This is a genomic window from Allostigmatella hybrida (genome assembly GCF_020103775.1).
GTDB lineage: Bacteria > Myxococcota > Myxococcia > Myxococcales > Myxococcaceae > Hyalangium > Hyalangium aurantiaca.
In genome coordinates, this window is the sequence record NZ_JAHXBH010000011.1 from 100775 (window position 1) to 114770 (window position 13996).

Genomic DNA, 13996 nt, shown 5'->3' on the forward strand with positions numbered 1-13996 from the left:
GGCCGTACCAAGGACACCCCCATGAGACTGACCGCGATTGACCGTTACATCTCCCAGCGCACCGTTGGCCGCGAGGAGACCCTGGACCTCTTCCGCCACTACTCCAAGCCGTACTACCCCGATGAGAAGAGCCTCATGGGCGTGGTGGAGATCGTCGGCAAGCTGATGGACCGGGCCATGTTCGAGCAGGTGACCGTGCGCGCCGAGAACGAGCCGTTCTACGCCAACTACCTGGACATGACGCGGCGGATGATCGCCGAGTCGGGCGTGCAGCCCAAGGACATCGACCTGGTCATCTACTGTGGCGTGGGCCGCGGCTACCGCGAGCCGGCCACCGCGTACCAGATGGCCTCGCGCCTGGGCCTCAAGAAGGCCGAGTGCTTCGACATCATCGACGCGTGCAACGGCTGGGGCCACACCACGCGCATCGTGGAGCGCCTGCTGAGCACCGGCTACGCCAACAACGTGCTCATCCTGAGCCTCGAGTTCAACCGCAGCCCGCGCTTCAAGGCGGGCGTGGACCGCAACTACGACTCCAGCATCATGTACTCCATCCGCACCATGGCGGACATGGAGTGGCGCGTGTGGGGCGCCACGGTGGGCGAGACGGGCACGGCCACCATCCTGAGCCGGGACGACAACAACGGCCCCTGGTACTACGACTACGCCAGCGAGCCGGACGACTTCCAGGACTGCGCCTTCACCCTGGCCAACCACCGCGAGTATGACCTCGAGCCCATGCCGCTCGAGCAGCAGCACGGCGGCGAGGAGTTCTTCTACGCCTTCGGCAAGCGCATCGGCGAGAGCGTGAAGTCGCACCTCATCCCGCAGCTGCAGAAGGTGCCGCACCTCCTGGAAGAGGCCAAGGTCGTCATCCCCCACTCCCTGTCGGCCGGTGTGTATGACCACATCTTCCGGATGGTGGGCGTGAACGACAAGGCGCTCTACATCTTCAAGCGCTACGGCAACTGCGTCTCCAACGGCGTGCCGGTGGGCGTGGCCACGGCCATCAAGGAGCACAAGCTGCAGCGCGGCGACCGCGCGGTGCTGGTGCCCACGGGCAGCGGCTCCTCGGCCGGCGTCATCTCCTTCCGCTATTAGCCTCCCGCTGCTGAAACACCTGCGCCTCCCCGCGGCCCCTCTCGAAGGGGCTGCGTGGGAGGCGCGGTTGTTTTCAGGGCTGTGAGGCGGGGGAGTGGCAGGGGCCCGGAGCTCCGCGGCCTCGCGGAGCCCCGGCCCTGCCGCGGGCGCTAGCGGGAGGCCCGCTCGGCCAGCTTGCGCTTCTCGGTCATCGTCACCGACATCACGTCCTCGCCGCCCAGGTAGCGCGCGAGCGCGTCGATGGAGGGGTACTCCCAGGTGAGGTTGGCCGCGAGCTTCACGCCGAGGAAGTCCTCCAGCGCCTTGGTGAGCATGATTTCACCGGCCGAATCCAGCCCGTACGTGGTGAAGGGCAGCTTCGGATCGATGAGCGAGGCGGCCAGCTTCGCCTCCTCCGCCACGCGCGCGATGAGGAAGGCGTGGACCTCGGGGGTGGGCTTGGTGGCCGTGTGCCGCGCCGACTCCTCGGGGGCCGTCACCGACGCGGCGGCCTGGAGCGCCGCGGCCGGAGAGGGCTTGGCCACCGGGGCCGCCGCGGGCTGCACGGCCTTGGGCGCCTTGGCCGTCTCGGCGGCCAGCTCCGGCTGGCGCCACTCGTACACCTTCTCCATCTCACCGGAGAGCCACAGCGAGCGGCACGCGCGGCGCTGAATCTTGCCGCTGGACGTCTTGGTGATGCTCCGGGGCGCCACGAGCACGAGCGCGTAGGGCTGCACGCCGTGGTTCTGGGTGATGGCGGAGCGGACCTTCTCCAGCAGCCCATCGAAGTCGGACACCTTGTTGGCATCCACCTCCTGGACCACCACCAGGCGCTCCTCGTCCTTCACGTCCACGCAGAAGGCAGCCCCGCAGCCGGGCCGCATCGCCGGGTGCTGCTGCTCCATCGTCCGCTCGATGTCCTGCGGATAGTGGTTGGTGCCGCGGATGATGACCAGGTCCTTCCAGCGGCCGGTGATGAACAGCTCGCCGTCCTCGCGCAGGAAGCCCAGGTCGCCCGTGCGCAGGAAGGGGCCCTCGCCCGTGTCGGACAGGTAGGCGTGGAAGATGGCCTCCGTCTCGTCGGACATGTTCCAGTAGCCGCGCGCCACCGACGGACCCGAGGTCCAGATTTCACCCACCTCGTTGGCGGCGCAGCGCACGCCGGTCTCCGGGCGCACGATGAGCACGCGCTGGGTGGCGTCCGTGGCCACGTTGCCGGAGGCCACCAGGCGGCGGGCCCCCGCGTGCGTCTCGGCCACGGGCTGGATCTGGTTGCGCTCCAGCGAGGAGCCATCGGCCATCATCGTGATGGGGCCCGTGGAGTCCGTGCTCGTCATGGACACCACGAGCGTGGTCTCCGCCATGCCGTAGCAGGGCTTGAGCGCCGAGCGGCGCAGCCCGTGGGGGCCGAACAGCTCGAAGAACCGCTCCAGCGTCTCGTAGCGCACCGGCTCCGCGCCGTTGTAGGCCGTCTCCAGGCTGCTCAGGTTGAGCGAGGCGCGCTGCTCGGCGGTGACCTTGCGGTTGCACAGCTCGTAGCCGAAGTTGGGGCCGCCGGTGAAGGTGGCCTTGTAGTCGCTCACCGCCTTCACCCACAGGAACGGGTTCTGCAGGAACGTGGTGGGCGCCATGAGCACGCAGTGGAAGCCCACGTAGGCGGCGTGAATCACGTTGCCGATGAGCCCCATGTCATGGAACAGCGGCAGCCAGCACACCAGCACCGAGTCCTTGTGCGTCTTCACCGAGCCGGTGAGCGCCAGGGTGTTGGCGACCAGGTTGGCGTGCGTCACCATCACGCCCTTGGGCGTGGCGGTGGAGCCCGAGGTGTACTGGAGGAACGAGAGCGTCTGGGGCCCGATGTTCGGCCGCTGGTACTCGGAGGCCTGGTTCACGTCCACCGCGTCGGTGGCGATCCACTCCACCTCGCCCAGCTCGGGCGCGTACGGGGTGAAGAAGCTCACCATGGACTTGATGGCCTGGGTGGTGAGGATCTTCTTCGCCGAGGCGTTCTTCACGATGGCCTGCAGCCGCGGCAGCGTGCGTTGAAGCCGCGCGGGCTCGGGCGGGTAGGCCGGTACTGCCACCACGTTGCCGTACAGGCAGCCAAAGTAGGCCGCCACGAACTCCAGACAGGACGGGTAGAGCATCACCACGCGCTGGCCCGCGGCGCCCGCCTTCTGCAGCTCCACGGCGATGGCGCGCGCCTGCGCATCCAGCTGCGCGAAGGTCAGCTTGCTCTCTTCTTCCCCGGACTCAGCGAGGAAGGTGTACGCCAGCCGCTCCGGCTGGTGCTGCGCGTGGTGACGCAGCGCGTCCACGACGGTGGGAAAGGGGGCTGGGAGGGAGGGGGACTCGGCAACTCGGCTCACGCGTTCGATCCTCGACCGGGATAAGTGGTAACAGAATTTTCCACTCCCACGAGGTTAGCAGATTTGTCTGGAAGACACCATAGAGGGGCAAATTCTGGAGTCATTCCAGACTCCCCCCTGGCTGGAGCCTAGGCGAGTTGCTTGCTGAAGCGGCGCGAGGCGAGCGTGATGATGCAGAAGCCGAAGATGCCCAGTGCCACGAACTGGAAGCCGAGGTCCGACCAGCCCGCGTCCTTGAGGAGCACGGCGCGGAGGATCTCGATGTAGTAGCGCACGGGGTTGATGTAGGTGATGGGCTGCAACCACTCGGGCATGCTGCGCACGGGGGTGAGGATGCCGGAGAGCAGGATGGCGGGGAGCATGAAGAGGATGCCGCCCATGAAGGCCTGCTGCTGGCTGGTGCTCACGGTGGAGATGAACAGCCCCATGCCGAGCGTGGCCGACAGGTAGAGCGCGGTGGCCACGAACAGGGCCACGAAGCTGCCCAGCAGGGGCATGTCGAACAGGTACGCCCCCACGGTGATGGCCAGGGTGAAGTCGAAGGCGCCGATGATGAGGAAGGGGATGAGCTTGCCCATCATCATGATGCCCGGGGGGATGGGCGTGACGAGCACCTGCTCCAGGGTGCCCATCTCGCGCTCGCGCGCCAGGCCCATGGCGGTCACGATGGTGGTCACCAGCAGCAGCAGCATCGAGGTGATGCCTGGCACCATGAAGACGGCCGTCTGGAGCTTCGGGTTGTAATAGACGCGCGGCTGGACGCGGACCGTGGGCAGCTGCAGGGGCACGCCGCGCGCGGCGCTCATCGTCCGGAGCCGGGTCTCGGCCACCTTCTCGTTCAGCTGGCCGAAGAACGTGCCCGTGGCGCCCAGCGCCACGCCGCTGCGGTTGGGGTCCGACCCATCCACCAGCACCTGCACGTCCGCCGTCCGCTGGCGGGTGATGTCCCGGTCCAGGCCCTGGGGCAGGATGATGGCCACCGAGGCGCCGCCCGCGTCGAGCAGGGCCTGCGCGGAGGCGGCATCGGGCAGCTCCACGGCCCGGCGCAGCGTCCCATCCGCCATGAGGCTGTTGATGTAGGCGCGGCTGCGGGCCGTCCGGTCAAGGTCCACCACCGCGGCGGGGACCTTGTCGACATCGAAGTTGACCGCGAAGCCAAAGACGATGAGCTGGACGATGGGGGAGACCAGCAGCAACCCCATGATGCGCCGGTCCCTCAGGGTCTGGCGGACCTCCTTGAGGACCACCGCCAGCAGCTGTGTCATGCGCTGTCCACTCATCGCCGCGCTCTCCCTTGCCACCCCATCGGGTGCGGCCTCATGCCAGCCGCCGCTGAAATTTGAAGAAGGACGCGGCCACCATCGCCAGCGAGAACACGGCGAGCGCCAGGGTCTCCCGCCACAGCTCCGCCAGCCCGTTGCCCCGCAGGAGGATGCCGCGCAGCGCGGCGACGAAGTACTGCGCCGGCACCAGGCGGGAAACCCACTGCAGCACGATGGGCATGTTGTCGATGGGCGTCAGGAAGCCCGACAGCAGCATGGACGGCAGCATCGCGCTGAGCACGCCCAGCTGCGTGGCCACCATCTGGTTGCGCGTCACCACGGAAATCAACAGCCCCTGGCCCAGCATGCTGAACAGGAAGAACAGCGAGCACAGGGCCAGCAGCGGGAGGCTGCCGCGCACCGGCACCTCGAACACCCAGGCGCCCACGCACAGCACCATCAGGAGCTGCACGGCGCCCAGCCCCAGGTAGGGCAGGAGCTTGCCCAGAATCACCTCCAGCCGGCCCACGGGCGTGGCGAACAGCTGCTCCATCGAGCCGCGCTCCCACTCGCGCGCCACCGTCAGCGCGGTGAGCAGCACCGCCACGATGGCCAGGATGTAGCCCACCAGGCCCGGCACCAGGAACAGCGCCGAGCGGGCCTCGGGGTTGAAGCGCGTCATGGACTTCACGTTCAGCGGCAGCGCGCCCACCATGCCCAGCTTCACGCGGATCTTCTGGTTGAGCGCCAGGCTGATGGCGTTGGCCTTGGCGATTGCCTGGCTGGCGGTGTTGCCGTCGGCCCCGTCCAGCAGCAATTGCAGGTGCGCCTCCTCGCCGCGGCGGATGTCGCGCGCGAAGCCCGCGGGAATCACCAGCCCCACCACGGCTTCCCTGCGGCGGAACATCTGCTCCACCTGGCCCGGATCATCGAGCTGCGCCACCACGCGGAACTCGTCCGGCGCGGCGAAGGTGCGCCACGCGTCGATGGACTGCTCGGTCCGGTCCAGGTCCACCACGGCCATGGGGATGGCGCTCAGGTCGAAGCTGACGCCGAACCCGAAGAGCACCAGCAACACCACGGGCATGGCGAGCCCCAGCGCCAGCGTGCGGGAGTCCCGGCGGATGTGCGCCAGCTCCTTGCTCGTCAGCGCGAAGACGCGAATGGCGAAACGCTGCAATCCCTGCATCGGCTCTACCCTGCCTTCTGCTGCGTCCCCGGAGGGGAGGCAGTGGGCGCGACCACCTTCAAGAAGACATCCTCGAGGTTCGCTTCGATTGTCTTGATCTGCAGTTCCCGTCCGCCAGCCTGCTCCACCATCGCGGCCACCGCCCGCGCATCCACGCGCCCCGTCTCGACGCGCACGTGCAGCCCCGCGCCGAACGTTTCGACGGCCAGCACCCCCGGCGCCGCGCGCATGCCGTCCAGCGCGCTGGAGCGGGGCAGCACCCCGCTCACGGCATACAGGGTGCCAGGGACGAACTGCTCCTTGAGCCCCTTGGGCGTGTCGAGCGCCACCAGCTTGCCGGCCACCATGAGCCCCACGCGCGCGCAGTACTCCGCCTCGTCCATGTAGTGGGTGGTGACGAAGACCGTGGTGCCCTCGCGGGCCAGCGAGCGGATGAGCCGCCAGAAGTCCCGCCGGGAGGCGGGGTCCACGCCCGCCGTGGGCTCGTCCAGGAAGACGATCTTCGGCCGGTGCAGCAGCGAGGAGCCCAGCGCGAGCCGCTGCCGGAAGCCGCCGGAGAGCGTCCCGGTGAGGTCGCGGCGCCGGTCCTTCAGGTGGATGAGCTCGAGGATCTCGTCGATGCGGTGGGACAGCGCCTTGCCGGACATCCCATAGGCCCCGCCGAAGAAGGCCAGGTTGTGCTCCACCGTCAGGTCCATGTAGAGCGAGAACTTCTGGGACATGTACCCGATGGAGGACTTCACCAGGTCGGGCGAGTGGATGGAGTGGCCGGCCACGATGGCGTCCCCGGAGGTGGGCAGCAGCAGCCCACAGAGCATCCGGATGGAGGTGGACTTGCCGGCGCCGTTGGCGCCCAGGTAGCCGAAAATCTCCCCCTTCTCGACGTGGAAGTTCACGTCGTTGACGGCCAGGAAGTTGCCGAACCGGCGCGTGAGGTGGGTCACCTCGATGACGTGCTCGCTCATTTGCCCTCCTGCGAGAGCCGCACGAGGAACATGTCCTCGAAGTCCAGACCACACGGGCGGAGGCTGGCCCCCACGCGGGCCAGCTCCTGCCCCACGCGCGGCGCCGTCCCCTTCTCGAGCACCACCTTGAGCCGCGTGCCCGCGGGCGAGGAGGCCAGCACCTGGGGCAGCCGCTCCAGCACCTCGTGGAGCGCCTCGCGGGAGCCGCCATCCACCTCGTACGCCTCGTGGGGGAAGGCCTTCACCAGCTCATGGGGCGGCCCCTCGTCGAGCAGCACCCCGCGGTTGATGAGCCCCACGCGGTGGCAGCGCTCCGCCTCGTCCATGTAGGGGGTGGAGACGAGCACCGCCATGCCCTCGCCCACGAACTCGTAGAGCAGCTCCCACAGCTCGCGGCGGCTGACCGGGTCCACGCCGTTGGTGGGCTCGTCCAGCAGCAGCACCGAGGGCTCGTGCAGCAGCGCGCACGCCAGCGCCAGCTTCTTGTACATGCCGCCGGACAGCGCGTCCGCGCGGCGGTCCGTGAACCGGTCCAGGCGGGTAATCTTCAGGAGCCGCTGGCTGCGCTCCTCGAACAGCTTGCGCGGCAGGCAGAACAGCCGCCCGAAGAAGCGCAGGTTCTCCGCGATGCTCAGGTCCCCATAGAGGCTGTACTGCTGGGGCATCAGCCCCATGTACTCGCGCACCGCCAGCCCGCCGCGCAGCGAGTCGTGGCCGAGCACCATCGCCCGGCCGCTGTCGGGCGTCACCAGCCCGGCGATCATCCGGATGGTGGTCGTCTTCCCCGCGCCATCCGGGCCAATCAGGCCGTACAGCTCGCCCCGGCGCACCTGCAGGCTGATGTTGCGCACCGCCTGCACCTGGCCAAAGCTGCGCGCCAGCGACTCGGCCTGGATGATGATGCCGTCCTGGACGGGTGCTGCCGCCGGGGCGTTCACGGCGTGTTACCGGCCAGGGTGACGCGCACCGGCATGCCGGGCCGCAGGAGCTGCTCGGCGTTGGGCACCGCCACCTCCACCGCGTACACGAGCCGGTCCCGGTCCGTGCGCGTCTGGATGTTGCGCGGCGTGAACTCGGCCTGGGTGGACACGGTGCGGATGGCGCCCGAGAAGGTGCGCTGCGGGTAGGCATCCGCCTCGATGGTGGCGCGCTCGGCGGGCCGGGCCGCGGCCAGCTCCGCGTTGGGCAGGTAGAAGGTGGCGCGCACCTCCTCCAGGTTGACGATGCGCGCCAGCGTGGCGCCGGGCAGCGGCAGCTCGCCCTCCTCGAAGAACACATCGTCCACGAGGCCCGCGCTGGGCGAGCGCACCTCGCACTCGGCCACCATCAGCCGCGCGCGGATCAACGCGGCCTCGGCGGCGGTGACGGTGCGGACGGAGGCCTGGGCCTGGGCCTGGGCCGCGCGGCTCTGCTCCGCGGAGGCCTCGGCCTGCTGCTGGTTGAGGTTGCTGCTGGCCAGCGCCGCGGCGGCCTGGTGCTTGAGCCCCTCGGCCGTGCCCAGCGCCTGGTCCGCGTTGGAGGCCGCCACGTCCTGGCCCAGCGAGTGGAGGCGCTCGGCCTGGCGGCGCGCCGTGTCCCGCTGCGCGGCGAGCGCCTCGGCCTGGGCCTTGGCGACCTGGATGGCGGCCTGCGCCGCGTTGCGGGCCCGGACCGAGGCCTGCGCCTGCGCGCTCGCGGCCTCCGACTGGGACCGGGAGACCTCCACCCGCGCCTCGGCCTCCGCCAGGGCCGCCTCGGGCTCGGCGCAGTCCAGGAGCATCAGCACATCGCCCTTCTTCACCGCGGCGCCCTTCTTCACGCCCACCCGGACCACCCGCGCCGACAGCCGCGAGGCGACATTGTAGTCCGTGCCTTCGATGACCCCGGTGCCGCCGGAGGGCCCCCTCAACGCCGTCTCCTGCGCGTGAATCTTGAACCCCAGCAGCAACGCGAGGGCCACAACGACAACGATGGGAACAATGAGCTTGGGAGACATCTGAACTCCTGGAGCCCTGGGGAGGTGCTCGGGGTGACTTCCTGTATTTCTGCAAACACCGCACCAGGGACGCTCCCTCTGGTTTCAACCCTTTGCAAGCCGGGCCCCGGGCCTCAACTGTCTGGAATCGTAGACACCTGACGCCGGATCCGTTGACAGTCCAGGCGCCCGGCCAGGCCGGGGCCCCCTGTGCCCGGCCCCCTTGCCCAGGGCGCGGGCGGGGCGGGGCCCCCCATGGCCTTCTTCTTGCTTCAGACGGCTCCACCCGCCCCACCACCTACTTCGCGTCGGGGAGATCCTCCTCGGAGATGAAGATGAGATTTGTCTCGAAGCTCGCTGTCTCCCTGGCCTTGGCCTGCCAACTGAGCCCCCAGGCCGTCCTGGCGCAGGCCCCCGCCCCGGCCCCGGCCCCCTCCCAAGCCCCGCTCGCCCCCACCGCCTCGAGCGCGTCCCCCTCGGTCCAGGTCATCTCCCTGGAGGAGGCCCTGCGCCTGGTCGACGCGCAGAATCAGGACTTCGCCCAGGTGCGCGCCCGCGTGCAGGAGGCGCAGGGCATCTCCCGCCAGGCGCTGGCGGCGCTCCTGCCCGTGCTGGTGGCCACCGGCTCCTACACGCGGAACAACGAGGAGGCGGCCATCGAGTTCTCGCGCTTCCTGGACACCCTGGAGGCGGGGCTGAGCGAGATTGCCCAGCGCCCCATCTCCCTGGACCGCGGCGGGGCGCCCGCCGACCGCGTCATTCAACCGCTGGATGCGCTCACCGCCACGGGCACCCTGCGCGTGCCGCTGTTCGCCGCGAACGCGTACTGGGACTTCCTGGCCGCCAAGGAGGGCGTGAACGCGGCCCAGGCCTCCACCCAGGTCGCCCGGCAGCGCGCCCGCTCGGCGCTGCTGCGCGCGCTGTGGCTCGGCTCGACGGCGGAGGCCTTCGTGGAGGTTGCCCAGCGCGGGGTGACGACCTCCGAGCAGTACGTGAAGACGGCCGAGCGCGCCGTCACCGCGGGCACCACGGTGCAGCTGGCGGTGCTCCGCGCCCAGACGGAGCTGACGCGGCGCCAGAAGGAGCTGAGCGACGCGCGCAACAGGCTGGAGGCGGTGCGGCTGTCCATCGGCGTGCTGCTCGGCCAGCAACAGCCCGTGCAGGTGCAGCTGCCCGCGCTGGAAATCCCCGAGGCCATGGCGGAGGAGAGCCTCGTCGCGGAAGCGCTGAAGGAGCGCGCGGAGGTGGGGGCGCAGCACGCCGTGAAGCGCGCGGCGGACCACGGCATCACCTCCGCGTGGTGGCGCCTGGCCCCCACGCTCGCCGCCACGGGCTCCGTGTTCGCCTCGGACACGCCGTTCCTCACGGGGGACAAGACGGGGTGGCGCGCCACCCTGGAGCTGACCTGGACGCTGTATGACGGCGGCCTGCGCTACGGCAAGCTCCAGCAGGCGCGCGGCACCCTCGCGCGGGTCCAGGCCGAGCAGAAGGGCCTGGAGCTGCAGATCTCCCAGGAGGTCCGCAACGCCCTGCGGGAGTTCCGGCTGGGTCAGGAGCAGCTCGCGCTCTCGGAGCGGCAGCGCGCCCTGGCGCAGGAAGCAGCGCGCACGGCGCAGAACAGCTTCGAGCAGGGCGTGGCCGGCTACACCGAGGTGCTCGACACGCTCGACCGTCTGTATATGGCGGAAGCAGGCGAGCAAGAGGCCCGCGCCCGCCTGGCCATCGCCATCATCACCCTGAAAACCGCCCGGGGTCAGGTTTGGTAGGCTTCATGCCTGCCGATGCCATCGAGCCGCCTTGAAGGACACGCCGTGCCCACGAGCCCTTCCAGCGCCAATCTCCAGCAGGTCCGGCAGGAGGCCATGCGCCGGCTCTTCGGCAGCTTCGTGGGCACGCGGCTCGCGTTCACCCCGCTGCTGCTGCTGCTGCCGCTGTGGGTCGTGCTGACGGAGGAGACGCTGTGGCGGCGGCTCGTCATGGCCGGGGTGTGCATCTGCCTGGTGGGCCTGTCGTGGTTGGAGCTGCAGCGGTTCCAGCGCCACGGGCTGAGGCCCCGGTCCTTCCCGCTCAACCTGGGCATCTCCGTCTCGCTCCAGCTCGTGGTCGTCGTGGTGACGGGCGGCATCGAGAGTCCGATGCTGCCCGCGCTGCTGCCCCTGGCGGTGCTGGTCTCCGTCATCCTCCGGCCGGGCTGGCCCCACTACCTGGCGCTCATCAGCCAGATCGTCGTGCTCTGGGGCATGCTGTTCGTCCAGGCCACGGGCCGGGTTCCTGAGCTGCTGCCCCAGCTGTTCCAGGAGACGCCCGGCCTGCGGCACAACCCGGTCCACCTGCTGGTCGGCGTGGGCGTGATGACCGTGCTGCTGCTGGTGTCCTTCCAGATTGGCGCCCGCCTGCGGGGCATCTACGACGCCATGCTCCACCAGGCGCTCGCCGCGCGGGATGACACCCTGTGGACCTACACGGAGAACCTCCAGCGCCTCACCACCATGACGGGAGAGATTGCCCACGAGCTCAAGAACCCGCTGGGCAGCATCAAGGGGCTGGCGGCGCTGGTGGCCCGGGACATGGAGGGCAAGAGCGCCGAGCGCATGAAGGTGCTGCGCCAGGAAATCAACCGGATGCAGGACATCCTCAACGAGTTCCTCAACTTCTCCCGGCCGCTGGGCCCGCTGTCGCAGGAGCAGGTGAGCCTCCGAGAGCTGTGCGAGAACGTGCTGCTCTTGCACGAGGGCATGGCCTCCGAGCGGCGGCTCACCCTGCGGCTTCACCCGGGGGCGGAAATCGCGGCGTGCTGTGATGCCGGCAAGGTGAAGCAGGTGCTCATCAACCTGCTCCAGAACGCGCTCGAGGCCAGCCCCCCGGACCAGGAGGTCTGCGTGGAGATCGCCCCCCTGGGCCCGGCGCAGGCGCGCATCTCCGTGCTGGACCGGGGCCCGGGCCTCACGGGTGACTCCGTGGAGCGGCTGTTCCAGGCCGGGGTGACCAGCAAGCCGCAGGGCTCCGGCCTGGGGCTGCCCATCGCGCGCTCGCTGGCGCGGCAGCACGGCGGCGAGCTGTCGCTTCACCCGCGGGAGGGCGGCGGGTGTCATGCCATGATGGTGCTCCCCTTGATGCAGCCCCCCCCGGCGCCGCCCTTGAACGGCAGCGCCCCCTCTCAGGAGGCGCCCCTCGCGTGAAGATCCGGGCCCTGGTCGCCGATGACGACAATGCGATGCGCTACACGCTCCGGGGCATCCTCGAGGACATCGGCATGGAAGTCGACGAGGCGCCCCATGGGGTGGCGGCGCTCGAGCGGCTGCGCCGCGACAGCTACCACCTGCTCATCAGCGACCTGCGCATGCCGCACATGGACGGGCTGGAGCTGCTGCGCAATGTCCCGGGCCCGCTGCCCAAGTTCATCCTCATCACCGCCCACGGCTCCGAGCGCCATGCCGTGGAGGCCATGAAGGCGGGCGCCTACGACTACTTCCACAAGCCCTTCGAGGTGGACGAGCTGGTGGCCGTCATCCAGCGCGCCGTCGGCTCGGTGCGCCTGGAGCTGGAGAACGAGCGGCTCGCGGGGGAGCTGAACCTCTCGCGCTCCCTGCTCTTCGAGAGCAAGGCCATGAGCCGCCTGGCCCTGCTCATCCAGCGCGTGGCGCCCCGGGACGTCACCGTGCTCATCCACGGCGAGAGCGGCACGGGCAAGGAGCGCATCGCCGAGGCCCTGGTGCGCGCCTCGTCCCGCGCAGGCAAGCCCTTCGTGCGCTTCAACTGCGCGGCGCTGACGCCCGAGCTCGCCGAGAGCGAGCTGTTCGGCCACGCCAAGGGCGCCTTCACCGGCGCGCACCGCTCGCGCGCGGGCCTGTTCCGCGAGGCGGACGGGGGCACGCTGCTGCTCGACGAGATTGGCGAGATGGACCCCTCCACCCAGGCCAAGCTGCTGCGGGTGCTCCAGGAGGGCGAGCTGCGCCCGGTGGGCGAGGACCGCTCCGTGCCGGTGAACGTGCGAATCCTGGGCGCCACGCACCGGGATCTCTCCCAGCTCGTCACCCAGGGCCGCTTCCGGGAGGACCTCTACTACCGGCTGAAGGTGGTCCAGCTCGAGGTGCCGCCGCTGCGGGAGCGGCCCGAGGACATTCCCCTGCTTGCCCGGCATTTCCTCCAGCGCACCAGCCAGCGCCTGGGGCTGCCCAGCCCGGAGCCCTCCGCGGCCCTGCTGGCGCGGCTGCAGGCCTACCCCTGGCCCGGCAACGTGCGGCAACTGGAGAACGCGCTGGAGAGCCTGCTCGTCCTGTCGCCGCCGGACCGGCTCGACCTGGACATGCTGCCCATCGGCGGGGCGCCGGGCGTGGAGCCCAGCGCGACGCCCAAGAGCCTCAAGCTGATGACGGAGGCCTTCGAGCGCGCTCAGATTGAGCAGGCCCTGCGGGGTGCGGGGGGCAACCGGACCCAGGCGGCACGCAACCTGAGCATCAGCCGCGCCTCCCTGCACGAGAAGCTGCGCAAGTACGGCCTCGTCTCGCGGGAAGAGCTCGAGCCCGACGAGGCGCTGGAGGGCGAAGGCTCCTCCAGCTAGGACACCGCGCCGGGCGCCGGCTCAGGCCGGCTTCACAGCGATGTCCCCCGCGGGCTTCTGCAGCCGCTGGGACAGCTGCTTGAGGAAGCTGTAGGACTCGAAGGCGAAGAACCCGACGGCCGCCGCGGTGGACATATAGGCGCCGAACACCATCGAGGCCGGCAAGTCCAGCGTGTGCCAGGTGAGCGACGTGGGCTCGGACAGCAATCCGTGCGAGTCCCAGAGCATGCACGCCAGCGCCGCGCCCGTGATGAGCGACAGGAAGACGTGCAGGATGTACTCCCCGGTGGGCAAGCCACCCAGGCTCTTGCGCGAGGAGGGCTCCAACACGGTGTCCAGCATCGTGTTGACGAACTCCACGGCGATGATGGCCGGGTAGAGCCACCACCAGGCGCCGGCGGCCTTCACGTGCACGATCAAAGTGAAGAAAACCGCGAATAGCAGGGCGCGCGTGAAGTGCGTCACGTTCTCCCAGATGGCCGACGGCTGTCGGTACAACCGGTGTGTGTAGATGTGGTAGTACAACACATCAAACCCACCAAAGGCACCAGCGATCATGAACAAGTAAAAGGCGGCTTTCACGTTTTGAAAGTTAACATTTTTCACCCTGCCGTCA

The 13996-nt window shown here is 69.6% G+C and carries 11 protein-coding genes; 4 read left to right on the top strand and 7 right to left on the bottom strand.

The features are described 5' to 3' along the window. Positions 1-21: 21 nt before the first annotated feature. Positions 22-1101 carry a 3-oxoacyl-[acyl-carrier-protein] synthase III C-terminal domain-containing protein gene (locus KY661_RS19175; protein WP_225411574.1) on the top strand — a complete coding sequence of 360 codons (1080 nt, stop codon included), beginning with the start codon at positions 22-24 and terminating at the stop codon, positions 1099-1101. Between the two features lie 149 nt (positions 1102-1250). On the opposite strand, the gene KY661_RS19180 is transcribed toward KY661_RS19175, so the two are convergent. The 6 genes from KY661_RS19180 to KY661_RS19205 all read right to left on the bottom strand — a co-directional run bounded on the left by KY661_RS19180 (position 1251) and on the right by KY661_RS19205 (position 8840). Continuing rightward, positions 1251-3449 (bottom strand): AMP-binding protein, encoded by a 2199-nt coding sequence (locus KY661_RS19180; RefSeq protein ID WP_225411575.1) that lies wholly within the window; start codon positions 3447-3449, stop codon positions 1251-1253. A 128-nt stretch (positions 3450-3577) separates the two neighbouring features. Further along, complete coding sequence (locus tag KY661_RS19185) at positions 3578-4714, bottom strand: ABC transporter permease (protein WP_225411576.1); 1137 nt, start codon at positions 4712-4714, stop codon at positions 3578-3580. 52 nt (positions 4715-4766) lie between these two features. After that, the gene (locus KY661_RS19190; RefSeq protein ID WP_225411577.1) at positions 4767-5900 is read right to left on the bottom strand and encodes an ABC transporter permease; all 1134 of its coding nucleotides are present in this window, start codon (positions 5898-5900) and stop codon (positions 4767-4769) included. 5 nt (positions 5901-5905) lie between these two features. Further along, positions 5906-6865, bottom strand: coding sequence for an ABC transporter ATP-binding protein (locus KY661_RS19195; RefSeq protein WP_225411578.1), 960 nt, complete (start codon positions 6863-6865; stop codon positions 5906-5908). Next, positions 6862-7803 (bottom strand): ABC transporter ATP-binding protein, encoded by a 942-nt coding sequence (locus tag KY661_RS37295; protein WP_317987284.1) that lies wholly within the window; start codon positions 7801-7803, stop codon positions 6862-6864. The genes KY661_RS19195 and KY661_RS37295 overlap by 4 nt, the downstream gene beginning before the upstream one ends. Next, positions 7800-8840, bottom strand: a complete 1041-nt coding sequence (locus KY661_RS19205) for an HlyD family secretion protein (protein ID WP_225411579.1) — start codon at positions 8838-8840, stop codon at positions 7800-7802. Before KY661_RS19205 ends, KY661_RS37295 begins: the two co-directional genes overlap by 4 nt. A gap of 308 nt (positions 8841-9148) precedes the next feature. On the opposite strand from KY661_RS19205, the gene KY661_RS19210 reads away from it, so the two are divergent. From KY661_RS19210 to KY661_RS19220, 3 genes are read left to right on the top strand one after another with little or no spacing between them, the layout of a single operon-like run. Then, positions 9149-10585, top strand: a complete 1437-nt coding sequence (locus KY661_RS19210) for a TolC family protein (protein ID WP_225411580.1) — start codon at positions 9149-9151, stop codon at positions 10583-10585. A 45-nt stretch (positions 10586-10630) separates the two neighbouring features. Further along, the gene (locus KY661_RS19215; protein WP_225411581.1) at positions 10631-11998 is read left to right on the top strand and encodes a sensor histidine kinase; all 1368 of its coding nucleotides are present in this window, start codon (positions 10631-10633) and stop codon (positions 11996-11998) included. Then, a complete protein-coding gene (locus KY661_RS19220) occupies positions 11995-13380 on the top strand; it encodes a sigma-54-dependent transcriptional regulator (protein ID WP_075009274.1) in 1386 nt (461 codons plus the stop codon). The genes KY661_RS19215 and KY661_RS19220 overlap by 4 nt, the downstream gene beginning before the upstream one ends. Positions 13381-13401: 21 nt before the next feature. Here the strand turns inward: KY661_RS19220 and KY661_RS19225 are convergent, their stop codons facing one another. After that, on the bottom strand, positions 13402-13962 hold the full coding sequence (locus tag KY661_RS19225; RefSeq protein ID WP_225411582.1) for a hypothetical protein: 561 nt from the start codon (positions 13960-13962) through the stop codon (positions 13402-13404). Positions 13963-13996: the final 34 nt, after the last annotated feature.